General features: G+C 67.0%; 28 protein-coding genes. 19 read left to right on the forward strand and 9 right to left on the reverse strand.

Annotation, left to right across the window (positions count from 1 at the left end; translation table 11 throughout):
• Window positions 1–25: 25 nt before the first annotated feature.
• Complete coding sequence (locus tag K3U96_RS06790) at window positions 26–2,659, forward strand: helix-turn-helix transcriptional regulator (RefSeq protein ID WP_220692476.1); 2,634 nt, start codon at window positions 26–28, stop codon at window positions 2,657–2,659.
• Here K3U96_RS06790 and K3U96_RS06795 read toward each other — a convergent pair.
• Both K3U96_RS06795 and tap read right to left on the reverse strand, forming a co-directional pair.
• Window positions 2,656–2,811, reverse strand: a complete 156-nt coding sequence (locus K3U96_RS06795; protein ID WP_110917305.1) for a hypothetical protein — start codon at window positions 2,809–2,811, stop codon at window positions 2,656–2,658. The genes K3U96_RS06790 and K3U96_RS06795 overlap by 4 nt on opposite strands.
• Before the next feature lie 151 nt (window positions 2,812–2,962).
• A complete protein-coding gene (tap, locus tag K3U96_RS06800) occupies window positions 2,963–4,210 on the reverse strand; it encodes a multidrug efflux MFS transporter Tap (RefSeq protein ID WP_220692477.1) in 1,248 nt (415 codons plus the stop codon).
• A 66-nt stretch (window positions 4,211–4,276) separates the two neighbouring features.
• On the opposite strand from tap, the gene K3U96_RS06805 reads away from it, so the two are divergent.
• Window positions 4,277–5,101 (forward strand): uracil-DNA glycosylase, encoded by an 825-nt coding sequence (locus tag K3U96_RS06805; protein ID WP_069405194.1) that lies wholly within the window; start codon window positions 4,277–4,279, stop codon window positions 5,099–5,101.
• A gap of 112 nt (window positions 5,102–5,213) precedes the next feature.
• A complete protein-coding gene (locus K3U96_RS06810) occupies window positions 5,214–6,251 on the forward strand; it encodes an LLM class flavin-dependent oxidoreductase (RefSeq protein WP_220692478.1) in 1,038 nt (345 codons plus the stop codon).
• Window positions 6,252–6,343: 92 nt separating this feature from the next.
• Here K3U96_RS06810 and K3U96_RS06815 read toward each other — a convergent pair whose 3' ends face one another.
• Genes K3U96_RS06815 through K3U96_RS06825 form a run of 3 tightly spaced genes read right to left on the reverse strand, consistent with a single transcriptional unit; the run spans window position 6,344 to window position 7,722 of the window.
• On the reverse strand, window positions 6,344–6,796 hold the full coding sequence (locus tag K3U96_RS06815; protein WP_220692479.1) for a nitroreductase family deazaflavin-dependent oxidoreductase: 453 nt from the start codon (window positions 6,794–6,796) through the stop codon (window positions 6,344–6,346).
• A 4-nt stretch (window positions 6,797–6,800) separates the two neighbouring features.
• Window positions 6,801–7,238, reverse strand: coding sequence for an HIT family protein (locus K3U96_RS06820; protein ID WP_220692480.1), 438 nt, complete (start codon window positions 7,236–7,238; stop codon window positions 6,801–6,803).
• Window positions 7,239–7,254: 16 nt separating this feature from the next.
• Window positions 7,255–7,722, reverse strand: a complete 468-nt coding sequence (locus K3U96_RS06825; protein ID WP_220692481.1) for a VOC family protein — start codon at window positions 7,720–7,722, stop codon at window positions 7,255–7,257.
• A gap of 85 nt (window positions 7,723–7,807) precedes the next feature.
• Here K3U96_RS06825 and K3U96_RS06830 point away from each other — a divergent pair, with 85 nt between their 5' ends.
• On the forward strand, window positions 7,808–8,644 hold the full coding sequence (locus tag K3U96_RS06830; protein ID WP_230982388.1) for an AraC family transcriptional regulator: 837 nt from the start codon (window positions 7,808–7,810) through the stop codon (window positions 8,642–8,644).
• An 18-nt stretch (window positions 8,645–8,662) separates the two neighbouring features.
• A complete protein-coding gene (locus tag K3U96_RS06835) occupies window positions 8,663–10,039 on the forward strand; it encodes an amidase (protein WP_220692482.1) in 1,377 nt (458 codons plus the stop codon).
• A gap of 76 nt (window positions 10,040–10,115) precedes the next feature.
• Here K3U96_RS06835 and K3U96_RS06840 read toward each other — a convergent pair whose 3' ends face one another.
• Complete coding sequence (locus K3U96_RS06840; RefSeq protein WP_220692483.1) at window positions 10,116–10,610, reverse strand: DNA-deoxyinosine glycosylase; 495 nt, start codon at window positions 10,608–10,610, stop codon at window positions 10,116–10,118.
• Between the two features lie 41 nt (window positions 10,611–10,651).
• On the opposite strand from K3U96_RS06840, the gene K3U96_RS06845 reads away from it, so the two are divergent.
• Together K3U96_RS06845 and K3U96_RS06850 are read left to right on the forward strand one after the other, a co-directional pair.
• Complete coding sequence (locus K3U96_RS06845) at window positions 10,652–11,767, forward strand: adenylate/guanylate cyclase domain-containing protein (protein ID WP_220692484.1); 1,116 nt, start codon at window positions 10,652–10,654, stop codon at window positions 11,765–11,767.
• 14 nt (window positions 11,768–11,781) lie between these two features.
• Window positions 11,782–12,186, forward strand: a complete 405-nt coding sequence (locus tag K3U96_RS06850; RefSeq protein ID WP_220692485.1) for a hypothetical protein — start codon at window positions 11,782–11,784, stop codon at window positions 12,184–12,186.
• Between the two features lie 6 nt (window positions 12,187–12,192).
• Here the strand turns inward: K3U96_RS06850 and K3U96_RS06855 are convergent, their stop codons facing one another.
• Window positions 12,193–14,391: a heavy metal translocating P-type ATPase gene (locus tag K3U96_RS06855; protein WP_220692486.1), complete on the reverse strand. Its 2,199-nt coding sequence runs from the start codon at window positions 14,389–14,391 to the stop codon at window positions 12,193–12,195.
• Window position 14,392: 1 nt separating this feature from the next.
• A complete protein-coding gene (locus K3U96_RS06860) occupies window positions 14,393–14,599 on the reverse strand; it encodes a heavy-metal-associated domain-containing protein (protein ID WP_069405384.1) in 207 nt (68 codons plus the stop codon).
• An 85-nt stretch (window positions 14,600–14,684) separates the two neighbouring features.
• Here K3U96_RS06860 and dtd point away from each other — a divergent pair, with 85 nt between their 5' ends.
• The 12 genes from dtd (at window position 14,685) to K3U96_RS06915 (ending at window position 25,064) form a co-directional block, all read left to right on the forward strand.
• Complete coding sequence (gene dtd, locus K3U96_RS06865; RefSeq protein WP_220692487.1) at window positions 14,685–15,119, forward strand: D-aminoacyl-tRNA deacylase; 435 nt, start codon at window positions 14,685–14,687, stop codon at window positions 15,117–15,119.
• A 116-nt stretch (window positions 15,120–15,235) separates the two neighbouring features.
• Window positions 15,236–15,439: a hypothetical protein gene (locus K3U96_RS06870; protein ID WP_220692488.1), complete on the forward strand. Its 204-nt coding sequence runs from the start codon at window positions 15,236–15,238 to the stop codon at window positions 15,437–15,439.
• Between the two features lie 325 nt (window positions 15,440–15,764).
• Window positions 15,765–17,405, forward strand: a complete 1,641-nt coding sequence (locus K3U96_RS06875) for a class I adenylate-forming enzyme family protein (protein ID WP_220692489.1) — start codon at window positions 15,765–15,767, stop codon at window positions 17,403–17,405.
• Window positions 17,406–17,461: 56 nt separating this feature from the next.
• Entirely contained in the window at window positions 17,462–18,247 is a 786-nt protein-coding gene (locus tag K3U96_RS06880) for an enoyl-CoA hydratase-related protein (protein WP_220692490.1), read from the forward strand.
• The gene (locus tag K3U96_RS06885) at window positions 18,240–19,415 is read left to right on the forward strand and encodes an acyl-CoA dehydrogenase family protein (RefSeq protein WP_220692491.1); all 1,176 of its coding nucleotides are present in this window, start codon (window positions 18,240–18,242) and stop codon (window positions 19,413–19,415) included. Before K3U96_RS06880 ends, K3U96_RS06885 begins: the two co-directional genes overlap by 8 nt.
• A gap of 36 nt (window positions 19,416–19,451) precedes the next feature.
• Window positions 19,452–20,597, forward strand: coding sequence for an acyl-CoA dehydrogenase family protein (locus K3U96_RS06890; protein WP_220692492.1), 1,146 nt, complete (start codon window positions 19,452–19,454; stop codon window positions 20,595–20,597).
• A 55-nt stretch (window positions 20,598–20,652) separates the two neighbouring features.
• Window positions 20,653–21,702: a phosphotransferase family protein gene (locus tag K3U96_RS06895; protein WP_220692493.1), complete on the forward strand. Its 1,050-nt coding sequence runs from the start codon at window positions 20,653–20,655 to the stop codon at window positions 21,700–21,702.
• A gap of 60 nt (window positions 21,703–21,762) precedes the next feature.
• Complete coding sequence (locus K3U96_RS06900) at window positions 21,763–22,677, forward strand: DUF7064 domain-containing protein (protein ID WP_220692494.1); 915 nt, start codon at window positions 21,763–21,765, stop codon at window positions 22,675–22,677.
• Window positions 22,678–22,725: 48 nt separating this feature from the next.
• A complete protein-coding gene (locus K3U96_RS06905) occupies window positions 22,726–23,730 on the forward strand; it encodes a DUF7064 domain-containing protein (RefSeq protein ID WP_220692495.1) in 1,005 nt (334 codons plus the stop codon).
• Between the two features lie 133 nt (window positions 23,731–23,863).
• Window positions 23,864–23,998 carry a hypothetical protein gene (locus K3U96_RS27045; protein ID WP_268875938.1) on the forward strand — a complete coding sequence of 45 codons (135 nt, stop codon included), beginning with the start codon at window positions 23,864–23,866 and terminating at the stop codon, window positions 23,996–23,998.
• A 147-nt stretch (window positions 23,999–24,145) separates the two neighbouring features.
• Window positions 24,146–24,331: a hypothetical protein gene (locus K3U96_RS06910; RefSeq protein ID WP_069405394.1), complete on the forward strand. Its 186-nt coding sequence runs from the start codon at window positions 24,146–24,148 to the stop codon at window positions 24,329–24,331.
• Window positions 24,332–24,344: 13 nt separating this feature from the next.
• Window positions 24,345–25,064 carry a hypothetical protein gene (locus K3U96_RS06915; RefSeq protein ID WP_069405395.1) on the forward strand — a complete coding sequence of 240 codons (720 nt, stop codon included), beginning with the start codon at window positions 24,345–24,347 and terminating at the stop codon, window positions 25,062–25,064.
• Between the two features lie 62 nt (window positions 25,065–25,126).
• Here the strand turns inward: K3U96_RS06915 and K3U96_RS06920 are convergent, their stop codons facing one another.
• Complete coding sequence (locus K3U96_RS06920; protein ID WP_220692496.1) at window positions 25,127–25,885, reverse strand: SDR family NAD(P)-dependent oxidoreductase; 759 nt, start codon at window positions 25,883–25,885, stop codon at window positions 25,127–25,129.
• Window positions 25,886–25,903: the final 18 nt, after the last annotated feature.

The raw sequence follows: 25,903 nt of genomic DNA on the forward strand, positions 1-25,903 counted from the left end.
AACCGACCAGAGTTATAGTCGCGCCGTGATCAGCGGGAATCCGCTGGCGGGGCGCGACGGCGAATTGGACGTGATTCGTCGCGCGCTCGGCGGGGGTGGCGGCACATCCGGCGTGGTGATCGTCGGATCTGCGGGCGTGGGCAAAACCCGGCTGGCCCGCGAAGTGCTGACCCGCGCAGAGCGCGCCGGAGAGCGCACCAACTGGATCGTCGGGACGGAGTCCGCTCGAGCTCTGCCGCTCGGCGCGTTCACCGCGCTGATCAGCGATCCGATGGGTGAGCCCATGCCAAATGTGCGACGCGTGATCAATTCGTTTGTCGACCAACAGCATCGGGGTCGGGTCCTGATCGGCGTCGACGACGCCCACCTGCTCGACGGACTGTCCGCACACGTCGTGCACCAGCTCGCGCAGAGCCGCGGCGCCCGTCTCGTGGTGACGGTGCGGTCCGGCGCCGATCAACCGGACGCCGTCACCGCACTGTGGAAAGACGGCCTGCTGGCCCGTCTGGACCTGGAACCGTTATCGGCCGAGGCGACCCGGGTCATGATCGAGGACGTGCTCGGCGGCGCCGTCGATGCGCGCAGCGCCCGACGGTTCTGGAAGCTCACCGACGGTAACGCGCTGTTCCTGCAGCAGCTGGTCAAGGATCAGGTGGCGGCGGGCCGGATGCGGTCCTCGGCCGGGGTGTGGATGTGGGACGGCGACGTGGCGGTCTCGCAGAGCATCACCGACATGGTCGGCAGGCAACTGTGCGAACTCGACCCGCAGGTCGCCCTCGTCGTCGACACCCTGTCGCAGTGTGAGCCGCTGGCCGTCGACGCGCTGTGCGATCTGGTGGGGCGCGCCGACCTCGAGACCGCCGAGCAGTTGCATCTGATCACCGTCGAGCGCGCGGCCGGAACACTGATGGCCCGGTTGGCGCATCCGCTGTTCGGCGAGTTGCGCAGGGCCACGGCGGGGGAGATGTACCTGTCGAAGATCCGCGGCAGGTTGGCTGAACGGCTTGCCAAGGACCCCGACGCCGACATGCGGGCGACGGTGCGCCGCGCGCTGCTGGCCATGGACTCGGACCTGCCGCCCGATCCGCAACTGTGTCTGCAGTCCGCGCGCTACGCGATGACGCTGCTCGACCTGGACCTCGCCGACCGATTCGCCGCGGCGGCGGTGGCGGCCGGCGCGCCCGAAGCCCCCGCCGTGCGGGCGATGAACCTGCTTCTGCTGGGCCGCGGCGGTCCGGCCGAGGAGGCGCTGCGAGAGCTCAGCGACGACGGGGCCCAAGGCGCCCACCAGTGGGCCACGCTGCGCGCCACCAACCTGGTCTGGATGCTGGGCCGCTGCCATGATGCCGCGGTCATCCTCGAGGAGTTGGCCCGAGGACCGGAGTCGCCGGCCGAGCAGACCGCGCGCATCGCGATCGAGGCATGCGTTGACGCGGTTTGGGCGCGCTGCCGCCAAGCCGAGGAAAAGGCAAGGGCAGCACTGGATTCCGACATGTCCTCGGATTTTCACGCCATGATGGCCGCGGTGGCCCGGACAATGGCGCTGGGCGCGCTGGGGCGCGCCGAGGAACTGACGACGGTCGCAGAGGCGGCGTTGGAGCGGGCCATGACCTCCTTCCAGGCGTCCCACATGCGGTTCTGGTTCGCCAGCGTGTACGCCCGTGCATGCCGCTTGACCGGGCGCATCGAGGAGTGCGAGGCGATGGTGCAGCGCATCGCCGAATCCGCCACCGAAGTGCCCGGCCTGGCCTACGCGAACCTCGCCTCCTTGCTGGGCCACTCCGAACTGATGCGCGGAAACGCCAAGGCGGCGGTGAAGCTTCTGCACGAGGCGCTGGCCGGTGTCGAAAGACACGGCATCACAACGGGTCTACGGCCCGCAACGTACTTCGCGCTCGCCGAGGGACACGCGAAACTGGGTGAGGCCGATGCGGCCAATACGGCGATGGCCCTGGCGCAGAACTGTGTTCCCTCCGACTACCTGTTCATGCAGACCACGCTGAGCATCGCCACCGGGTGGGCGCTCGCCGCGAACGGCTGCCTCGCCGAGGCGATGGCGACCGTCGGGTCCGCGGCGCGGCAGGCCCGTGAGCGCGAGCAGCCCACGCACGAGCTGGCCTGCCTGCAGGCGGCGGCGCAGTGGGGTGACACGTCGTGGGCGGCAAGGTCCGGTGAGCTGGCCGATGAACTGGCGCTGGCGCTTGCCAGTGCTGTTGCGCGGCATACCGAATCGCTTGCCGCCGACGACGGCGAAGGTCTGCTGGCCGCGTCCAACGAATACCTTGGGATCGGTGACCGCGCGACCGCCGCGGACGTCGCCGCTCAGGCGGCGGTCGCCTTCACCCGCGGTCAGCAACGCAAGCGCGGGCTATATGCCGCCGCAGTGGCCACCGAACTCAGCGACGCCTGCGGCGGGCTCTGTACGCCGGCGTTGCGGGCGCCCGCCGGCCAGCCGCTCACGGGACGGCAACGCGAGGTCGTCGAGTTGGTGGTGGCAGGCCTGTCGAACCGGGAGATCGCCAAGCGGCTGGTGATGTCGGTGCGCAGCGTCGAGGGCCACGTCTACCGCGCGTGTCAGCGGGTAGGCGCGAGCACGCGCGAAGAACTTGCCGCGATCGCGCGGAAAGGGCCATCCGCCGGACGCCGGGGCGCCGGCTAGAGCGGCTCGTCGATACTGGATTCGGCTTCTTCCAAGAGCGTTTCGACCGCGCCCGCCAGGTGGGCTGCCGCGTAGTGACCGTCGCCGCGGCGCCATTCGTTCTTGAAGCGGTCGAGTTCTCTTCGCACGTCACCGAGCGTTTCGTCGCTCACCCTCGCCATGAACCCTCCACGAATCCCCAGTAGCCCGATGCCGCCGCCCTCAGCACGATCGGGGCCAGTTACCGAGGTAACCATGGATGAGGCGAAACGTGTTGAAAATGAGCATAGTTGTCAGCACGCCAACGCCGTTTGACGCCAACGGTTACTGGTCGGCGCGCTCGGCGAGGGCCTGCGGTGAACGGTCCAGATCGCGCAGCGCCGGTAGGAAGATCGCCACGATACCGAGAAGCACCAGCGGCAGCGACAACGCCAGAAACGTCGTCTGCAGACCCGCGGCGTCGGCCAGCGGACCCGCGATGATCAATCCCAGCGGGCCCGCGGCATACGCCAGCGAGCCCATCACCCCGACCACCCGGCCACGCAGATGCCCAGGTGCGCGCGTCTGCATGACGTAGTTGTAGATCGGTTGGATCGGGCCGTAGACGAACCCGGCGAGTGCGGACAGCAGCAGGATCACCGGCAGCGGTGGCAGGAACGCAATGAAGGTCATCGCGACGCCGAGAGTCAACACGGCCGTGACCATCGTGACCCGCCGGCTCATGAACTTCGACGTCACCGCGTAGGCCAGCGCGCCGGCCAGACCGCCGATGCTCAGCGCCATCAACACCCACCCGAGTTGGGCCGGCTCGTCGCGGTCGGTGAAGTACTTCGGGAACAGCACGCTCTCCATCGGCATGTACAGCCCGAACACCGCGAGGTCGATCAGCGCCAGCACCCGCAGAACCCGCAGGTTCCAGACGAACCGCAAGCCCTCCACGACCCCGTCCCAGACGCCGTCGGGCAGCGCGCTGCGGTCGGGTTTGCCCGCACCCTCCAGGCGAAGCGCCGCCATCGCGAAGATCGACAGCACGAACACCGCCGCGGTCACCCACATCGTGTTCACCCCGCCGATCGTGGCGATCAACAAGCCGCCGATCCCGGGTCCCACGATGTAGGCGAGGTTGAACGCGGCTTCGTAGGCGCTGTTGGCCCGGTCCAACGTCCAACCGGCGCGGTCGGCGGCCTCGGGCAGCATCGTCTCGCGGGCCGTCATCCCCGACGGGTCGAAGAACGCCCCGAGCGCTGCCAGGCCGGCCAGCACCGCGACGTTGAGCACCTCGGCGCCGAACGTCAACGCCAGCACCGGCACCGCGGCCACCGACAGCGCAGAGAGCGCGTCGGAAATCATCGACACCCGCCTGCGACCCAGGTAGTCGACCGCCGCGCCTGCGATGATCGTCGCCACCAGCAGCGGCAGCGTACCCGCCATCGCCACGATCGATGCGTCTAGCGCGGATCCGTTGCGCTGCAGGACAAGCCACGGAAACGCGACCAACGAGATGCCGTTGCCCGCTCCGGCCGTCAACGCGGAGAACAGAATCAGGGCCAGCGGTCCGCGTTTACTGTCCATCTGGGGTATCTAACCTCGGCCGGGGCCGGTAGGCACGCCAATTTTCCTCCCGTGCACAGTGGTGTGGTGAAGCTGGCCCATCCCCGTACTGGAAAGCTGTTCGACTCCCCGGTGCCACCGGGTTCTGGTTGGCCCGGTGATCCGGCCACCCCCGCCACCGCGGTGGCGGCGACGGCGGCTCAGGTGGCGTCGGTGGCCGGCGCCGCGCAGACCATCGAGGAGCTGGACGCCGCTATGTCGATGTGCCGGGCCTGCCCGCGTCTGGTGCAGTGGCGTGAAGAGGTGGCTGTGGTGAAGCGGAAATCCTTCGCAGGCGAGCCGTATTGGGGGCGTCCCATTCCGGGGTTCGGGGCGAAGCGGCCGCGGGTGATGATCGTCGGGTTGGCGCCCGCAGCGCATGGCGCCAACCGCACCGGCAGGGTGTTCACGGGCGACCGCTCCGGCGACTTTCTCATCGCCGCCATGCACCGCTCCGGGCTGGCCAATCAGGCGGTTTGCGTGGATGCCGCGGACGGCTTGCGGCTCAACCAGACCCGGGTGGCCGCCGCCGTTCGCTGCGCACCTCCGGGTAACGCTCCGACACCGGCCGAGCGGGCCACGTGTGCACCGTGGCTCGATGCGGAATGGCGCCTGATGTCCCCGACCGTGCGGGTGATCATCGCGCTGGGCGGGTTCGCCTGGCGAGCGGCGTTGCAGATGGTGCGTACCGGCGGAGGGACGGTGGGCAAGCCCGCACCCCAATTCGGCCACGCCGCAACGGCGAAACTGGGTGACCTCACGTTGATCGGCTGCTATCACCCCAGCCAGCAGAACACGTTCACCGGCAAGCTCACCCCGCAGATGCTCGACGAGGTGTTCCGGCTGGCCGGCGATCTGGCCTCCGTCGGATAGTCGCGCACTGCGCATCGGCCGATCCAGCGGCTGCTCCAGGAGCAACCCGATGCGCACACGCTGTTCAGGGCGGCCAGGGAACGTATAGGTGCGTCACCGCGTTGACCTAGCCATGCGGCTTTCTGTCCTTGACCTCGTTCCGGTTCGTACCGATCAGTCGACCTCTGATGCGCTGGCGGCGTCGACGCAGCTCGCCCAGACCGCCGACCGTCTCGGCTACACCCGCTACTGGGTCGCCGAGCACCACAACATGCCGTCGGTCGCGGCGACCAGCCCGCCGGTGTTGATCGCGCACCTGGCCGCTCACACCACCCATGTGCGGCTGGGGTCCGGCGGGGTGATGCTGCCCAACCACGCGCCGCTGGCGGTGGCCGAACAGTTCGCGCTGCTGGAGGCCGCCCATCCCGGACGTATCGACCTGGGCATCGGCCGGGCGCCCGGCTCGGACCCGGTGACCTCATGGGCCCTGCGCAACGCGGCCGGTCGCGACGATCGTGACATCGAGGCGTTCCCCGACTACCTCGACGACCTCGTCGCGCTGATGGGCGAGCGCGGGGTGCGGGTGCCGATCCCCAACGAGCGCTACATCCTCAAGGCCACCCCGGCCGCGGTGACGGTGCCGAAGCTGTGGCTGCTGGGCTCGTCGATGTACTCGGCGCATCTGGCCGCCGCCAAGGGCCTGCCGTACGTGTTCGCCCATCACTTCTCCGGCAAGGGCACCGCCGAGGCGCTGGAGGTGTACCGGTCGAAGTTCCGGCCAAGCGATCAGGCCCCTGAACCGCTGACGTTTCTGACCGTCAACGCGGTGGTCGCCGAAACACCGCAGGAAGCAAAGGCGTTGATGCTGCCCAACCTGCACATGATGGCCAGGCTGCGCACGGGTCAACCGCTTGGCCCGCTCGAACTCGTCGAGGACGCCGAAGAGTCGACGCTGACACCGCACGCGCAGCGCATCGCCGAGGACGCGCTACAGCGCGCGGTCGTCGGCACCCCCGCGCAGGCAGCCGAGCAGATGCGCGCCCTTGCTGCCGAGTTCGACGTCGACGAGGTCATGGTCAACCCGGTCGCGTCGGCGCGCCGCGGCACCGGCCCGGCCACCGCACCCGCTCGTGACAAGACGTTGGAACTGCTGGCCAAAGAACTGTTCTGACCTCGCGAGCTGGGCCCACGCGCAAGCTGGGGAACGCGTAGGACCCCCTGAGATCCCCGTTTTTTTGGGGGTGTTCGCGTGTCTGCCCGCGCTCAAAGACGAGGCCTAAGCACGACGACCGGGATCGGGCGCGATGTCCGCTTCTGATAGTTCTGGTAGCGGTCGGCGTTGTTCTTGTTGACGATGCGCCACAACCTCGGATAGTCGGGATCGTCGGGCAGCACCGGCTTGGCCGTCACCGCGAACCGCTTGGGGCCCACGTTGATCTCGATGTTCGGGTCGGCCTTCAGGTTGTGGTACCAACCGGGGGCTTTGGGGTCCCCGCCCTTGGATGCGACGACGAGATAACTGTCGCCGTCCCTGGCGTAGGTCAACGAATTGGTGCGCTGAATCCCGGTTTTCGCGCCGACGGTGTGCAGCAGCAGGTTGGGCGGGGTACCGGGCAGGATGCGGTGCCCGATGCGGCCATTGGTGCCCTGGTAGATCTTGTCGTGCAGCCTCAGCATCGGCAGGCCGATGTACCGCTCCCACAGGGGCATGCTCATGTGCTCAGTCTTGCGCAGCCTCGTCGAGTTGCGCCAGTGCCTCCCGCAGCAGCCGTCCGCTCTCTTCGCGGTCGGGATCGTGGCGCAGCAGCATGCCCTTGGCGAAGGACAGCTTGTCGCCGGAGCGACGCGGCAACACGTGCAGGTGGATGTGGAACACGGTTTGGAACGCGGCCTTTCCGTCGTTGATGACGACGTTGTTGCCGTCGGCGTGCAGCCCGGAGTTTCGAGCGGCCCGCGCGATGCGTTGCCCGAGCTTCACCATCGCCGCGACGGTCTCCGGCGGTGTGTCGGTCAGATCGACGGTGTGACGCTTGGGAATGACCAGCGTGTGGCCCCGGGTGAACGGTCGGATGTCCAGCAGGGCGAGGTAATCGTCGTCCTCGTAGATCCGGATGGCCGGGGCTTCACCGGCGACGATCGCGCAGAACACACAAGACATTCCGCCACGTTAGCGGTTATGTGTTCGCCGTCGCCCACTCGGACAACCGGCGGTCGCGTTCCTCGGGTGAGACGTCCTCGACCCGGGTCATCACCGTCCAGCGCTGGCCGAACGGGTCGAGGATCGACGCGAACCGGTCACCGGTGACGAACGTCTGCGCCGGCTCACGAATGGCCGCACCGGCCTGTTCGGCCTTGGTGACGACGTCGTCGACGTCTGGGCAATACAGCGCGACGGAATGGGTGGCCGCGGCGTCGGGATCGGGTGCGGCGATGTCGTAGGCCTGCGCGGGGTCGCCGAGTTGGAGCCGGCCGTTGCCGAAGTCCAACTCGGCGTGCGCCACCGTCCCGTCTGGTCCGTCCATCCGGTCGACGACCGTGGCCCCGAACACCGAAACGTAGAAGTCGATCGCCATCGACGCGCCGTCGATGCACAGGAACGGGGTCAGGCTGGTGTATCCGTCGGGAATCGGTTTCACGCTCATGTCGGCAAGTCTCATCGCCGGCAGGCGGCGTTGAATTGGAGATCCGCGACAGAATGTCCGCATCGACGACAACAAGGAGTTCTCGGTGTCTGAATCCACGCCGGGGGAGCGGGCGGAACCACCCGTGCGCGGCGTCGTCGGCCGCACCCACACCGCGTCGACGTTCGACCTCGACAGGTGGCCCCCCTCCGACGCGGCGGCCAGGTTCGTCGAGTACTTCTGGTCGGTGACCTGGGACCTTCGCGGTCAGAACCCGTTCGACAGCACGGTGATCACGTTTCCCTCGATGCACATCACCCACGAATGGGGCGACGACAGTCCGCGCCACGGCTTTTCCTTGCCGAACACTCTGGTGCACGGTGTGGTCGAACGGGTCTTTCACACGACGATCGCCGGACGGGGTGCGGTCGTCGGCGCACGGTTTCTGCCCGGCGGTTTCGCGGCCCGCTTCGGCTGCGACGCCTCCGAATTCACCGGGCGCGTAGAGCCGGTGGGCGACGAGTTGTTCGGTGGCCCAATTGATCTGGACGACGACGTCGGCGCCGCCTCCCAGACGCTTGACGACCTTATCGCCGGGTACCCGGGAACACCGGACAGCACGTACACGACCTTGGGCGCGTTGCTCCGCCGGATCCGCGAGGACGGTCGACTGCACCGCGTGGAGCAGGTGATGCGCCTTTCACCGTGGGGTACCCGCACCACCCAGCGGATCTTCCGCCGTTACGTCGGGGTCCCGGTCAAGTGGGTGCTGTGCCGCTACCGGCTGCAGCAGGCGGCGCTGGAGATCGAGAGCCACGCCGAGATGGATTTCGCCGACCTGGCCATCCGCCTCGGCTGGTACGACCAGGCTCATTTCATCAACGACTTTCGGAACATGCTGGGCTGCACACCCGGGGAGTATGCCGCCCGATACGGCGGCTGAACCGCTACGCTGCCGCGGATGGAGACCCGTGAGCTCGCCTTCGCAGGTGCCGCCGAACAGGCCAGACGACTGGCGGCAGGCACGATCACCGCGCCGGAATTGCTGGAGTGCTACCTGGACCGCATCGCGCGGCTCGACCCGCAGCTGAGGGCGTATCGCATCGTGCTCGCCGACTCTGCGCGCCAGGAAGCCGGCCTCGCGCAGGATCGACTGAACGCAGGCGAGCGCCTTCCGCTGCTCGGCGTGCCGATCGCGATCAAGGACGACGTCGATGTCGCCGGGGCGACGACGACATATGGCACCGCGGCCCACGGCCCGGCGCCTACCCGCGATGCCGAGGTGGTGCGGCGGCTGCGCGATGCGGGGGCGGTCATCATCGGTAAGACCGCGGTACCCGAGATGACGATCTGGCCGTTCACCGAGACGGTCAGCTACGGCGCGACGCGCAACCCGTGGAACACCGACTACACCCCCGGCGGAAGCAGCGGAGGCAGCGGCGCGGCGGTCGCGGCGGGCCTGGCGGCGATGGCGCTGGGTTCTGACGGCATGGGTTCGATTCGGATCCCCTCGACGTGGTGCGGGCTGTTCGGCATCAAACCCCAACGCGATCGGGTGCCGATGACGCCGCACGACGACGCGTGGAACGGGTTGAGCGTCAACGGGCCGATGGCCAGAACCGTCGAGGATGCGGCGCTGTTCCTCGATGTGACGGTAGGCGATTCGGCGTTCGTCGCCGCCGCCGGCAAAGCACCTGGCCGGCTGCGGATCGCGTTGAGCACCAAGGTGCCACCGCCGCTGCTCGCCCGGATCGGCAGGTCCCAACGGGCCGCCGTGGACGAGGCGGGCGTGCTGTTGCGCGAACTCGGCCACGACGTGGTGGTGGCCGATCCGGACTATCCTCGCACGGCGATCGCGCATGCGTTGTCGCGCTACTTCAAGGGTGTCTCCGACGAGGTGCGGTTACTTCCGCACCCCGACCGCCTGGAAGCGCGTACGCGCGCGTTCGCCAGGATCGGCGGGCTGGTCTCCGGTCAGCGCATGACCCGTATTCGGGCCGCGGAACGTGAACTCGCCCAACGCGTCCAGTCGATCTTCGACGATGTCGACGTGGTCGTCACACCGGGCACCGCGACCGGGCCGTCGCGCATCGGCGCGTACCAACGCAGGGGCGCGGTGTCGACCCTGAACCTGGTGGCTGCGCGCGTGCCGTTCCAGGCGATGTTCAACGTGACCGGGCAGCCCGCCGCCGTCGTACCGTGGGGCGTGGACGGCACCGGTGTGCCGACGTCGATTCAGTTGGTCGGCCGCCCGTCCGACGAGGCCACGCTGCTGTCCCTGGGCGCGCAGATCGAGAAGGCCCGGCCGTGGGCGCAGCGCCGGCCGCCGGTGTCCTAGCCCTCTTCTCCGTGAGTGTGCGTGTCTGCGGCCGACACGCCGACAAAATTCGCGACTTTGCGCACGCTCGCGACCGCTACCGACGTATCGCCTCGCGCCACGCCGCCAACTTTTCCGCATAGCGCATCGTCTGCGCCGGGCTGGTCGACGGCAGCCGGCGGTACCGGACCGTCGGCGCCGCGCCGACGAGGCGGTAGTAGTTCTTCTCCGCTGCCGCACCGTTGAACAGCACCCGCCCGATGCCCGGATAGTCGATGAACAGCTTCCCAAAGTCGTTGGGCACCATGCTGTCCGGCTGCACCGCGGCGTCGAGGCTGCCGAGCCGTTTGCACGAGCGCAGAACATCCCAGACGGCGACCCTGTGTGCGGTCAGCGCGGCCACCCGCGCGTGGTAGGGGTCATCGGCGCCGAAACCGAAGATCTCGCCGGTGATCCGCCAGAACGCGTTGCGCGGGTTCCCGTAGTACTGCTGGGCAGACAACGACATCGCGCTGGGCATGTTGCCGAGTATCAGCGTGTGCGCGCCCTCGGCGATGATCGGCGGTAACCCGTACAGAACCGGCGTGGCCATGGCAGCGAATATGACACGACGCGGCGGTATACGTTGGGCCGGTGGCCGAAGATCTCGACATCGCGTCGTCCGGGTTGCTCGATGGCCTCGACGGCGAAGCCCGCGCCGAACGTGCCGAGCTGATCGAGTGGTTGTTGGGCCGGGGTTTTTCCGTCGAGCAGATTCGCGGCGAGGTGTCGCCGATGCTGTTGCCGGCGGGCCGTCTGGTCGGCAACGACGGCGTGCATGTGTCGGCGCGACAGATCTGCGAGGAAACCGGCATCGACCTGGATCTGCTGGAGGCCTTGCAGTCGGCGCTGGGTCTGCCGAGAGCCGAGGATCCCGGCGCCGCGGTGCACCTGCGCGCCGACAGCGAAGCGGCCGTGCGCGCCAAGGTCTTCCTCGACGTGGGGCTCAGCCGCGAGCAGGTGATCAGCGTGGCCCGAGTGCTCGGACACGGTTTGGCGCAGACGGCCGAAGCCATGCGTGAAGTGGTGCTCGAAGCGGTGATCGCGCCCGGTGCCACCGAGTTGCAGCTCGCCAAGGCCTACGAGGGCCTGGTGCAAGAGGTCTCCCCGCTGCTGGGGCCGCTGTGCGATGACGTGCTGCACATCCAACTACGGCACACGCTGGAAACCGAGGCGGTCAGCACGGCCGAACGTGCCGCTGGGGCACTGCCCGGTGCCCGCACGGTCGCCGTGATGTTCGCCGACCTCGTCGGCTTCACTCGCCTCGGTGAGGCGGTGCCGCCGGAGGAACTGGAAACCCTGGCCAGCCGGCTGGCGAACCTGACCCGCGATGCGGTCGCGCCGCCGGTGCGGTTCGTCAAGACCATCGGGGACGCGGTGATGCTGGTCAGCACCGATCCCCGGGCGCTGCTCGACACGGCGCTCGAACTGCTTGCCGCAGCGGAGAAGTACGACGACTTCCCGCAACTGCGCATCGGGTTGGCACATGGATCCGCGGTGAGCCGGGCCGGCGACTGGTTCGGCAGCCCGGTGAATCTGGCCAGCCGGGTGACGAGCGTGGCACGGCCGGGTTCGGTGCTGGTCGCCGAAAGTGTCCGCGACGCGATCGGTTCGGCCGACCGGTTCGCGTGGTCGTTCGCCGGTGCGCGTCGGCTCAAGGGCGTGAAAGGTGACGTCAAGCTGTTCCGGGCCCGACGAACGGCCGGCTGACATACCATCCAGGCATGATCCGAGTGATCACCGCTCTGTGGGCGTCGACCGTCGTGCTGGTCGGTATGGCGAACGTGCCCACCGCGCATGCGCAGCCACCTCCGCCGCCGGGCCCGTGCTCCTTCACGCTGTCGCCGCCGCAGGTCGTTCAGGTGTCGGGTGCCGACATGGTCACCGCGACCGTGACCCCGGTCGGCTGTCTGGGCATGTTCGAACCGAAGTTCGGGGTGGCGTGTGTGCATGTCCAGGGCGGACCGGGTAAATGCGCACAGTCCCGGGGGGCGCAGTCCGCGCAGGTGTACGAGCCGTATCACCCTGGTACCACGTATGTCTCGTCGGGACGGGGCTGTGGCGCGATGTTCGATTTCACCACCGACCCGAACTGCCAGGTGCTCGGGCCGGTCACCGCAACGCTGTGACGTCCGCTACCGCGATGGTGTGAAGCGACGCAGCCGCAGGCTGTTGCTGACCACGAAGACCGAGCTGAAAGCCATTGCGGCCCCGGCGATCATCGGGTTCAGCAAGCCGGCGGCGGCCAACGGCAGCGCAGCGACGTTGTACGCGAACGCCCAGAACAGGTTGCCCTTGATGGTGCCCAACGTCTTGCGGGACAGGCGAATCGCGTCGGGAACCGCGCGCAGATCGTCGCGCACCAGCGTCAGGTCGCTGGCCTCGATCGCGACGTCGGTGCCGCTGCCCATCGCCATCCCCAGATCGGCCTGTGCCAGCGCCGCGGCGTCGTTGACGCCGTCGCCGACCATCGCCACCACCTTGCCGTCGGCCTGCAGCCCCTTGACGGCCTCGACCTTCTCGTGCGGCAGTACCTCGGCGATCACCTCGTCGATGCCGACCTGACGTGCCACCGCCTTGGCGGCCGCCCGGTTGTCGCCGGTCAACATGATCGGCGTCAGCCCCAGCGCACGCAGTTCTGCGATGGCGCCGGCCGACGTGGGTTTGACCGCGTCGGCGACCACCAGCGCCCCGCGTGCGGTGCCGTCCCAGGCGACGACGACGGCGGTGCGCCCCTCCGCCTGCGCGCGCCGCATGGCCTGGGCGAGGCTGTCGGGCATCGTCACCAACCGCGGCCTGCCTACCACCACCTCGTGCCCGTCGACCACACCCTGCACACCGAGACCGCGCAGGTTGGTGAACTCCTGCGCGACGGGCAGCTCACCGAGCTTGTCGCGTGCGGCGGTGGCGATCGCCTTGGCGATCGGATGTTCGGAGCCGTGTTCCAGCGCACCGGCCAGCCGCAGCACTTGATCGGGTTCTTCGCCGTCGGCGGTGAGCACGTCGAGCAGCGTCATCGTCCCGGTGGTGACCGTTCCGGTCTTGTCCAACACGATGGTGTCGATGCGCCGGGTGGACTCCAGCACCTCGGGGCCCCGGATCAGGATTCCCAGCTGTGCGCCGCGGCCGGTCCCGACCATCAGCGCGGTCGGGGTGGCCAGCCCCAGCGCGCACGGGCAGGCGATGATCAACACCGCCACCGCGGCGGTGAACGCCGCGGCCACCGATATTCCTGTGGCCAGCCAGAATCCGAGCGTCGCCAGCGACAGGGCGATGACAACCGGCACGAAGACACCCGACACCCGATCCGCGAGCCGCTGAACCTGCGCCTTCTCGTTCTGCGCCTCCTCGACCAGCCGGGCCATCTGCGCCAGCGCAGTGTCGGAGCCGATCCGGTTGGCCCGCACCACGAGCCGGCCGTCGACGTTGATCGTCGCGCCGGTCACCTGATCGCCCGGACCGACGTCCACCGGCACCGACTCGCCCGTCAACATTGATGCGTCCACAGCCGAATTGCCCTCGACGACAACGCCGTCCGTGGCGATCTTCTCCCCTGGGCGCACCACGAACTGGTCGCCGACGGCCAACTGGTCGAGTGGAATACGTTGTTCGGCACCGTTTCTGAGCACCGCGACGTCCTTGGCGCCCAGCTCCAGCAGCGCACGAAGCGCGGCACCGGCCCGGCGCTTGGCGCGGGCCTCGAAGTAACGCCCGGCCAGCACGAACGTCGTCACCCCCGCGGCCACCTCGAGATAGATGCTGCCGGTGCCGTCGGTGCGGCTGATCGTCAACTCGAACGGATGGGTCATGCCCGGCATACCGGCCGTACCCCAGAACAGCGCGTAGAGCGACCATCCCAACGCGGCGAGGGTGCCCATCGAGATCAAGGTGTCCATCGTCGCCGTGCGGTGTCGCAGGTTGGCCCACGCCGCCCGGTGGAACGGCCACGCACCCCAGACCACCACCGGCGCCGCCAACGTCAACGACAACCACTGCCAGTTGGTGAACTGCAGCGCAGGCACCATCGCCATCGCGATCACCGGGACCGTCAGCGCCAGCGAGATCAGCAACCGGTCGCGCAGCAATGCGGCGGGGTCCTGCTCGCCCGGCGCGTCAGCGGAAACGCCAGCGGGCAAATACGCTTGGTAACCGGCGTCTTCGACCGTGTTCACCAGGACCTCCGGCGTCACGCTGTCGCCGTAGGTGACCCGCGCCTTCTCGGTCGCGAAGTTGACGGACGCGCTGACGCCGTCAATCTTGTTGAGCTTCCTTTCGATCCGGTTCGCGCACGACGCACACGTCATCCCGTCGATCGACAACTCGATCGTCGACATGTCAGCTGGCCAGTTGGTAGCCGGCGTCTTCGACGGCGCGCCGGATTGCGACGGGGTCCACCGGGGTATCGCTGTCGATGGTCACCGCACCGCTGGCGACATCGACCGCCACGGCCCTGACACCTGCGATCTCGCCGATCTCCTCACGGACCGACGCGGCGCAGTGGGCGCAGGTCATCCCGGCGACGGTGATTGTCGTTGTGCTCATTACCCCAGCGTACCGATACCCCCATGGGGTATGCAAACGGGGTCGAGAAGTGCGCTGTCCGGCGCACGTGGCAGCATCTGCGACCATGCGTGTCCTGGTGCAACGGGTGCTTACGGCCGCGGTGAAAGTCGACGGCGAGGTGGTCGGGGCCGCAGAGCGCCCCGGGGTCCAGGGCTTGCTCGCCCTCGTCGGGGTCACCCACGACGACGACGAGGCCAAGGCGCAGCGCCTCGCCGAAAAACTCTGGCAGCTACGCATTCTCGACGACGAGAAGTCCGCATCCGAGGTCGGCGCACCGATCCTGGTCGTCAGCCAGTTCACCCTGTACGCCAACACCGCCAAGGGAAGGCGGCCGGCGTGGAACGCCGCGGCGCCCCGTGCGGTCGCCGAGCCTTTGGTGGACGCCTTCGCCGACGCCCTACGGGGGCTCGGGGCCCAGGTGCAGACCGGGGTGTTCGGCGCCCATATGCAGGTCGAGCTCGTCAACGACGGTCCGGTGACGCTGCTGCTGGAAATGTGATCGCCATCGGCGAATGGGCAGTGGTTAGCGCGGCGCCCTCGGAGGGTTGCACCGATCACGAAGTCGGGCCCGTAAAACGCCACGCGATCTAGGCGGAACACTGGCATCCTGAGCAGATGGCGAAGGAAATCGGCCGGATCCGCGCGCAGAGCGCGCTAGCGGTGGTCAAGCAGCATCCGGTCATGGTGCTGTTCGCGGTGTCGCCGGTGATCGCCGCGCTGGCCCTGGTGTGGTTGTGGGTCAACCCGACGTTGGCCGTTCTGCTGTTGATCGCGGCGGTGGCCGGCGGTGCCGCGGTCCTGCTGCGCAAGCGCAACTAGCGCGCCGCGTTGCGTTAGTGGCCCGCGAGGTGGCGGCGGGCCCCAGTTGAACTCTCCTGCGAACTTGTAGCGCCGAGTGGCGACGAGCGCGACAAATCCGCGCCAAACCTCACCGTCGGCTCATCAACCAGGGGCGACGGTGCTGTTGTCGGGATCGGTCTCGATCCGTTGATTGTTCTCCTGGCGATAAAGTATGATGTCGGACATTAACCTGTATGCAGGTCTTGGCACCGTGTGCCCTGCACGTATTGGAGAGACCCATGTGCGACTCCGCGCTGATCGGCGATGTCGCGATCCCGACCCGCCGGCACGTCGAGGGGCAGCCATGAGCGGTCCCTCCCTCGGCGCTATGACGGTGGGTGAGGCGCTTGCGACGGTGGCGGCTGCCCATCCCGATGCGCCGTATGTGACCGCCGGTTCGGCCGAGCTCACCTTCGCCGAACTCTGGTCGAGCAGTGAACGATTGGCCACCGGGTTCGCCGAATTCGGGCTGCGGAAAGGGGACCATGTCACCACCGCGCTGACCAACCGGATCGAGTGGGTGCTCATCGCGTTTGCTCTTGCTCGGCTGGGTGTGGTCAACGTGCTCGCCAACCCCAGGTATCGAACGGGTGAGCTGGCCTACCTGGTCGCACACTCGCAGTCCCGTTGCGTCATCTCCGACGGCGCTCTGGACGCGGAGTTCGAGTCGGCCCTCGCCGATGAGCGGGCCACGTTGGGCGGACCGGCCGACGTCAACGAGGTAGTACGCATTCGCATCGAAGACGAAGTGGGCCAGCCGGATCCGCAGTGGGAGGCCCTGGCGGGCGCGCACGCTGACACCGACCTCATTGCCAGCGCGGCCGGACCGCTCAACGCCCAGGATGTGCTCTACATCATCTACACCTCGGGCACCACGGGCCGGCCCAAGGGCAGCATGACGCGGCACGGCCCCGCCCTGCAGAACGCGTTCAACAGCGGAGAGCGGATGGGTTTCGACAGCAGCGACCGGCTCCTGTGCTATCTACCCATGACCCACTGCTTCGGGGCAGTCAACGCACTGCTGAACACCCTCACCCATGGGTGCCGCATCGATCTGCTGAAGGAATTCGATCCGGGGTTGGTCCTTGATCTGGTCGAGGAGCGCGGGATCACCGCGTTATACGGTGTGCCAACGCATTTCACCATGCTCTGTGCTGCCGCCACGGACGGGCGCGCCCGGGATCTGCACACCTTGGTCAAAGGCTGTTGCGGCGGTGGAGAGATAACGGAGGAACTGCAGGGCGCGATCGACGACCACCTGGGGATCACGGGACTCACCCACGCCTACGGGATGAGCGAGTCGACCGCGCTCATCACCCAGAGTGACCACGCCTGGCCGCGTGAACGTCGCCTTGGGACCGCGGGTTTACCTATGCCGGGCGTCGAAGTGCGGATCACCGATTCCGATTCCGGCGTGGAATGTCCGGTCGGCTGCGCGGGCGAGCTCGCGATACGTGGCTTCAACGTTCACGCCGGATACTTCATGCTCGACCCCGATCCCTCGCTTCGGGCCGACGGTTGGTGGGAGACCGGCGACATCGCAGCGCGTGGACCCGACGGAACAATCACCATCCGCGGCCGCTCCAAGGACATGTACAAGACCAGCGGGTTCAACGTCTACCCCGTCGAAGTCGAAGCCTGCCTGGTTCGCCATCCTGCGGTCGCCGAGGTGGCGGTCGTCGGTGTTCCCGACCCGCGCAAGCAGGAAGTCGGTGCCGCCTTCGTCGTACCCACACCAGAAGCTGTCATCGACCCCTCGGAGTTGCAGGCGCTGGCTCGTACCGAGTTGGTGGGTTACAAGACACCCGAATACATCTTCGTCGTCGATGAGCTTCCGCGTAGCTCGGCCACGCTCAAGGTGCAAAAGCATGTGCTGCGGGCGCGGGCGCGAAGCCTGCTGGAAACGCCGGACTCCGTCGACACGGCGCGGGTCGGCTCGCCGTGACGGGCACAGGATCAGCGACTTCCGGAGCGGATCTCGTTGTCGAGCAAAAGGATCGGGTGAGGATCCTGACGCTCAGCCGACCCGATACCCACAATGCGATCTCGTTCAAGCTGGCATGTGCGGTAGCCGAGGCGGTCGAGGCGGCCGGTGCGGACGAGGCAACGCGCGTCGTGGTGATCCGAGGTGCAGGTAGATCCTTCTCGGCGGGATATGACCTCGGCACAGGTTCGTACGGTTCGCGCTCGGTCGAGGAGAACGCCAAGTACCTCCGCGAGATGTCCAGGCAGTGGGAGCGCGTGTACTACTGCCCGATACCGGTGATTGCACAGGTGCATGGTTACTGCCTGGCCGGGGGAACCGATCTCGCCGGGCACTGTGACATCACGATGGTGGCCGACGACGCCACCATCGGGTTCCCGGCAGTGCGGTCCCTGGGGGTGGCGCTCACCCAGATGTGGGTGTACCATGTCGGCCCTCAATGGGCTAAGCGGCTGTTGCTCACCGGCGACACGATGACCGGGAAGCTCGCTGCCCGTATCGGCTTCGCTCTCGACTCGGTCCCGGCCGCTGATCTCGGCGATGAGGTGATGGCTCTGGCCAGACGGATGTCGATGGTCGAACGGGAAATGCTGGTCGGCAACAAGCATGTCATCAACCATGGCATCGACCTGATGGGCCGGGAAGCGCTGCAGGACCTGGCCGCGGAACAAGACGCCTTGGCCCATGAGACACCTCCGGCGCGTGCGTTTGCCGCGATGATCCACCGCGACGGCCTGCGGGCCGCGCTGCGAGCCCGCGACGAGCCGTTCGGAGACTCCAGACTGGATGTACACGGTGAGTGAACCTTTCGACGACTTCCCGGGCTCCGCTGCATGGGATGCCGAGGAGCGAGCGTTCCGCGCGCAGATCCGCCGGCATCTGACCGACAACCGCGCGCCGGTGTTCGACCGCTTCGACATGAAGAACTCACTGGTCGAAACATTGGCATGGCATCGGCGGCTGGCCGCGGCGGGATTCCCGTTGCCGGTGTGCCCGACCGAACTCGGAGGCCGGCCCCGTTCGGTCGCCCTACAACTGGTGCAGGCCGAGGAGATGGCCGCGGTCGGTGCGAACTTCTCGGTCAACATCGTCGGCATCTCGATGTTGACGCCGCTCCTGCTGGCGTTGGGCAGCCCCGAACAGCAAGCGCGGTGGCTTCCGCCGGTCGGGCGCGGAGAAGAGTTGTGGTGTCAGCTCTTCAGCGAGCCCGAGGCGGGCTCCGACCTGTTCGGCATGCGAACGACCGCGATCACCGACGGTGTGACCCTGCGGGTCAACGGGCAGAAGATCTGGAGCAGCACCGCCGAGCACGCCGACTTCGGATTGATGCTCGCCCGCACCGAGCCGGGATCGGCGGGTAAACACGGCATCGGCTGCTTCGTGGTGGACATGAAGTCGCCGGGCATAGACGTGCGGCCCATCAAGCAGATCGGCGGTTCGGCGGAGTTCGCCGAGGTGTTCTTCGATGACGTCACCGTCCCGATGACGAACGTGATCGGCGCGCCCAACGACGGCGCCACCGCAGCGCTGAGAGTACTTGCTGCCGAACGCAGCGGTCTGACGATGGGAAGCTACGCCGTCTTCGCCGCACAGTTCCGCGACGTGGCGCGGCTCTGCGCCCAGCGGGGGACCCGAGGGCACCGCGACGCGTTGGCCAAGCTGTGGGAGGCGTTGGCGGTGCAGCGGCTCAACGCCATTCGCCAGGCCAGCGCCGAGACCGAGGAACCGATCCAGTTGTTGGCCCTGGCCGCAGCGGGCAAGCTGCGCAGCGGCGCGCTGTCGGTCATGATGCAGGATCTTCGCGCCGAACTGCTCGGCATGTCGGCGGCCGCCATCGATCCGGACGATCATGCCGCGGCATTGGGCGGTGAACGGTTCGTGAGTTCCCTGGGGCTGAGCCTCGGCGGCGGAACCCATCAGATGCAGCGCAACGCGATCGCCGACGGGCTGCTCAGAATGCCACGTTCCTAGCGACGACCGCGGGGTCGCCGACGATCGGAGGATGACATGCGTCTGCGTTTCAGCGAAGAACAGCAGGACCTACGGCGCGCGGTGCGCGATTTGTTCGCGAGCTGCGCCACAGAGTCTGAGGTTCGTCGCCTCATGGACACCCCGGAAGGCTGGGATCGCGCCATCTGGTCGCAGATAGCCGCGATGGGGCTGATCAGCCTCGCGATCCCGGAGACCTTCGGCGGTGACGGCGGCGGCTGGGACGACGTCGGCGTGGTATTGGAGGAAGCCGGACGGTCGCTGTTGTGCGCCCCGTACTTCTCGACCGTCATGCTGGGAGTCAACACCTTGTTGGCATCCAACGACCCAGCAGCACAACGCGATTACCTTCCGGACATCGCGGCAGGGGAGTTGACCGCGACATTGGCGGTGCTCGAGGATACCGGCCGGTGGGATGAGGACGCGGTGGCCCTCCGCGCGACACCCACTTCGACTGGATACCGCGTCGACGGCCACAAGTCCTACGTTATCGACGGCGCGACGGCCGGCGTTGTCTTCGTTGTCGGACGAACGGCTAAGGGTCTCAGCCTGTTTGCCGTCGAGCGCGGTGCGCCCGGACTGCGCTGTACAGCGTTGGAGACGGTGGATCTGACCCGCAAACAGGCAAGGCTGGAGTTTGCCGATACGCCGGCGCGGCTGCTCGGCGACGAGGGGGCCGGCTGGGCCCTGGTCAGGCGGATCATCGATCGTGCGGCGATCGGGTTGGCCGCCGAGCAAGTCGGCGGCGCCCAACAAGCCTTGGACATGGCGGTGTCGTATGCGAAGGTGCGTCACCAATTCGGCCGTCCTATCGGATCATTCCAGGCGATCAAACACGCCTGTGCCGACATGCTGGTCGAAGTCGAATCCGCCCGCAGTGTCGCGTACTACGGTCTGCTGGCCGCAGCGGAACCCGACAGCGACCTGTCGCTGATCGCAGGCCTGGCCAAGGCGCACTGTTCGGATGCCTACGCCCACGTGGCATCGCAGTGCATCCTGGTGCACGGTGCCATCGGCTACACCTGGGAGCATGCAGCGCAGCTGCACTTCAAGCGTGCGAAGACCGGTCAACTCATGTTCGGCACGCCGACGGCTCATCGGGAGGCGCTGGCGGATCGGTTGTGCCCGGCAGGACGTCCTGTTGAGACTCTTGACATACATTAGTCAATAGTCAATTGTTGGACTATTAGCTGCAACACACCGCACCGACGGGGGACACATGGCTGCACCGGTGGAGGCTGATGTCGAACGGGCCGCGCTATTGGCGGGATGGCTTGCCGAGGCGCTGTCGACGGGCCCACTGGAAGTCGTCGACTACGCGCGGTCCGCGGGCGGTTACAGCAATGACACCTTCATCCTGACCGTCAAGGAAGTCGGTGCGAACTCGCCGCGACGATTCGTATTCCGCTGGGCGCCAGATGTTCCGATCTTCCTCGACTACGACATCCTGGCTCAAGCGCGGACAATGCGCGGACTGGCCGCCGGGAATCTCCCGGTGCCCGACGTGGTCGGTGTCGAAGACGATCCCACGTTGATCGGAAAGCCGTTTTACGCCATGAGTTATGTCGAGGGACGATTTCCACCCGACACGCCGCCGGGACCGCACGGACACGGCCTGTTTTTCGAGTCCACACCCGCTGAGCGACGACGCATGCACGACCAGGTGATCGGCGCGATGGCCGAGTTGCACCGTATCGATTGGCGCTCACTTGACCTGCCGGATCTGGGCTCTCCTGATTCGGGATTGGCGGCCCTCGACGCGCAGATTCAGTACTGGGAGGACATGCTTGCCTGGGCGACCGACGAACCGATGCCGTTGATGGGTAAGGCTTTCGATTGGGTCAAAGATCATCGCTATGAACCCAGCAGGCTGAGCCTGTGCTGGGGCGATGCGCATCACGGCAACGTGCTCTATCACGACGGCGAACTGTCCGCGGTGCTGGACTGGGAGATGGCCCATATCGGACCGCCCGAGGCCGACATCGCCTGGATGCTGGCCTGTGACCATATCCACGTGGATTCCCATGGCTTTCCGCGCCTCCCCGGACTTCCCGACGACGACGAGGTGTTCGCCCACTACGCCGAGGTTTCCGGACATCCGATCGAAAACCGGCAGTTCCACGAAGTGTTCGGCGCGCTGCGTTGCGCGATCACCGTCGCGCAGAGCGCCCGCAAGTTCAAACTGCTAGGCATCCAAGGTTGGCCCCAGGACATGGCCAGCAACAATCCCGCGATTCGGCTTCTCGCTGAGGTGCTGGCCGCCGAATAGGTGCTCAGTTCGACCGGCTGAAGTGCACTGCTGACCGGCAATCTGACATTGGAGCAGATCATGCTTGCTGACAACGACGAGTTCCTGCACACCCCGGATGCCTCACCGATCTGGCAGGAGAACTACTTCTTCGTCGGACGCGACGATTCCACCGACACCGTTGTCTACCTGCATCTGGAACGGATGCCCAGCCGCAACGAGGTCGAGGCGAAGGCCTTCGTCGAGGTGGCCGGCAACAGATGTTCGGCGGTTGTTGCTCACCACGGCGACGACTGTTTCGACATACCGGGGGTAAGCGTTGCCGTGGAACAACCGTTCCGCCGGTGGCGCGTGGCGGTGAACCTGGCCGGAGAAGACGACGGACCTGGCGGTTGGGCTGCCGAAAGAACGGATGGGCCAACGCGGTTCGGGTTCGACCTCGAGGTCACCTCGACACTGGCGCCGACCGATTGGGGACCTGCGGCGGCCGCGCTGGGTAGACCGGACGTCATCCTCGATCACTACGAGGTGCCGTGTGTCTGGTCGGGCACGGTCTGGTGCGGCGACTCTCAGGTGTCGGCCACCGGACTGCTGGTGCGCGACCACAGCTGGGGCCCCCGCGATCTTGCGACGTTCGATCTGGCGTTCTGGACACCGATGGTGTTCGCCGATGCCACGATGTTCATCAGCGCGGTGACGATGCTGGTCGGTGGCCGCCACGTCGGCTTCACCTTCATCGACACCGGTTCGGGCGCAGTTCTTTTCGAGCAGCCCTGGGTCCGCGTGGCCGGCTTCCCCGAACGCAGGGGTTACGGTTCGGCATCGTGGCGGTGCCTCGGAGCCGACCGCGAAGAACGCGTGGAGATCGATGTCGCCAGCCACGTACCCGTCCGCTACCCCCGGATGGGCGATGGCCACTACTTCAACGACGCGCTCGGCGTGGCGACGTGGGGCGCCCATCAGGGCCTGGGAATCATCGAACTCAACCGGCACTGAGGCAAAGGACCGCCTGCGGCGTGACGCGCACACAAGGAGACCGGGCACATGACAGACGCATCCGATGACCGGATACAACCGCTGGCCGATGACCGGCCGGCGAACTGGAGCGAAAATCTGATCCTCACGTCATTCGACCGATCCAGCGGACTCTCGGTCTATGTCCACATGGGTCGAATGGCCCCCGAGGCCGATGTGTGGGAGGGCGTGCTCAGCGTCTTTCTGCCCGACCGTGAGCATCTCCTGGTAAGTCGCACGTTCGGATCCGATGCTTGCCGAAGCGCGGCATCCAGCGGCAACCTGGTCTTCAGTTGCGACACCCCGCTTCAGCGGTGGAGCCTGCGCTACGACGGGATGGCCCGGCGCGTCACGAGTTCCGCGGCGGCCGCCGCGCCGATCGCCGACGGTCCGGTCGAACGGTTACGGGTGGACCTGACCCTCGACGGACTCCACGACGCCTGGGTGATGAACAAGGCGGCGCTCTCCCAGCAGTCATGGGGGCACTTCCACCTCGAACAAGCCTGCCGGGTCCACGGCCATGTCGTGGTCGAGGGCAGCCCGATACCCCTTGAATGCACCGGCTTTCGCGATCACACCTATGGTGCGCGCTCCTACGGACCGCTCACGCACGAGGCCTGGGTGAACTGTGTCTTTCCCAGCGGGCGCGTCATCATGGCCATGCTGGTGGAGGAGGCCGGTGCACCGCCGCTTCGCACCGGCTTCGTTGTCGCCGAAGGCCTAGCCCGGCCGTTGACAATGGTGGCCGCGCCCGCGCTGACATCCGCGGCCGGTCTGCCTGCCGCCGTCGAGGTCACGTTGGAAACCGGCGCCAAGCGCAGCACGGCGGCCGTCGTTCAGTGTCATGCCATGTCCTACACGTTGCAGGCACCGGTGGGATTCTCGCTCGGCGTCTCCTATGAGGACCCGGATTCCGTTGTGCTTGTCGAAGGCCCGGCCATCTTCGACTGGGACGGTGAACAGGGCTTCGGTTGGCTTGAACGGCTCCGCCGGGTGCGCGCTTTGCGGCGCCCGAACGTGACGGCCCCGCGCTGAGCGCACGGATGTCCGCCCCCAACGGGGAGTACACCATTTTCTATGCCGAAGGACCATTAGGTGTTAGCATGTCGAATGTCTGGTATTAGACAGTTAGGTCTGGCGAACTAGGACCATCGGAAAGGGGAGCACCATGTCGAGGTCCTACGAAAACCGCAGGCGGCGTCGAGGGGTTTTGGCCTTCCTCGGCGGTTATCTGGGTTTCATGCTCACGGTCATCGCGTTGCAGGCCGTACACAGCAACCAGTTGGGTTATGGCCTGTTCTGAAAGGACGTTTCGAATGAACAACGCTTATCTGCCATTGCGGGACATCCTGTGGTACGGCCTGATGGTCGGCGCGGACGTCCTCATCTTCATGTTCTGGTGGTTCGTGATGAGCCGCCTTGGCGATCGCTAACGAGTGGGGACAACGATATGACCGAACCGACGAAGGAACCCGCCGCCGCATCCGTCGACGACGAGCACCGTTGGGCCGACCTCGACCCCCTGGTCAAGTTCGGCGTCGTGCTGGCCGCGCTTCTGTTCACCGGCGTCATCATTGAGGGTGCTTCGCTGGTCCCCTATGCCCTGATCCAAAACGGCTGGACGCCAGGAAGATAACGGAGGACAGGGTATGTCGACATCACTTGAACCGGCGCGCGCGGACTCTGCCGAAGACTTTGACGTACAAGCTGGACGGATACGGCGGGCGGAGAAGTGGTTCTTCGCCGGTGTCATCATCACTGGCTCGATTCTGGTGGGCCCCTTGGGCTTACCCGTACTGGCCTACGGTGTCTACCAGCTGTGGAAGATATCCAAGGAGGGACGCCACGCCGTCCGGCCCTGGCACGTGTCGGTGATCGGGGCGTTCGCCATCATCGATGCGGCAGCCAACTTCGTCGGGTGGTCATTTTGCACCTTCGCGGCTCGAACCGGCGTTTCCTGGTCGATTCTGCGGGACGGTTACGGGTTCGGATTCGACGGCTTCTACTACGCCGATTACGGAAGCAGCTTCCTGATCAACGGTGTCGCAGGGCCGGGTGAACAGTCCTACATCTTCATGGCGATGTTCGTCCTCTGGCCGATGCGGCTGTGCGCAGCGTGGGCGTTCCTGAAGATGAAGCGGTGGGGTTTCCGGTGGATGATCACCACTACCTGGATGCTCGTGCTGTTCTGGGTGGGCTGGACGACCAACGGACTGATTCACTTCGATGAGCGTTTCGGTGCAGCCGGAGGCGACCCCGCGTTCGGGTTCCTGGGCTGGTGGATTTTCAACAGCATGTACATCCTCGGCCCCATCGTGATGGTTCCGTACCTCTACACGGTGAACAAGGAGCTGTGGAGCGAGGAGTGAGGGAATTCCAGCCGTCGGCTCCGGGGGAGGAGCCGGCGGCTGGACGCATCCCAAGGGGTCGGCTACGGGGAGTGCGCCTCGAGCGGCGTCACGCCTTGGGCCAGTAGACCGCCGTCCACCGGCAGGACATGGCCGGTGATGAAGCTCGCGTCATCGGAGATCAGGAACCGGATGGCGGCGGCAACCTCGTCGACGGAGCCGGCACGGCCCAACGGCGTACTACGCCTGACGCTTTCGATGAACCGTGGTGGAGCGTTCGCCACCAGCCGGGTGTCGATCACGCCGGGTGCCACGACGTTGACCCGCACTCCTGCGCGGGCATACTCGATGGCGGCCTGTCGGGCCAGGCTGATCACTGCACCCTTCGACGCCACATAGGCGGCCAGGCCGGTGGTGCCCCCGATCGCGGTGGCCGAGGACGTACAGACGATAGCGCCCCCACCGGCGTTGATCATGGCCGGCAACACGGCCCGCATGCCCAACCAGGTCCCCGTGCAGTTGACCGCGTGAAGGCGCTCCCACTCGGGTAGGCCGATCTCGAGGACGGTGTCGCGCTCTCGGGCGACCACGCCGTGCACGAGGGCCAACCCGTCGATCCGGCCCACCCGGTCCACCAGCGCGGTCCACGCCTCGGCGTCGCGCACGTCCATGGCGTGTCCGACCAGCAGTCCATCTCCAGGATCTTCGGCTGCGGTGTCGGTCGCGGCCGCGATGTCGACCACATGGGTCAGGGCGCCCCGACGGGCGAAGGTGAGCGCGGTAGCGCGGCCGATACCTGACCCGCCACCGGTCACGATCACCGTCTTGCGCCGCAGGCTCACCGGCTCGCGCCGTCGAGC

The organism is Mycolicibacterium holsaticum DSM 44478 = JCM 12374, assembly GCF_019645835.1.
In the GTDB taxonomy this organism is placed as follows: Bacteria; Actinomycetota; Actinomycetes; order Mycobacteriales; family Mycobacteriaceae; genus Mycobacterium; species Mycobacterium holsaticum.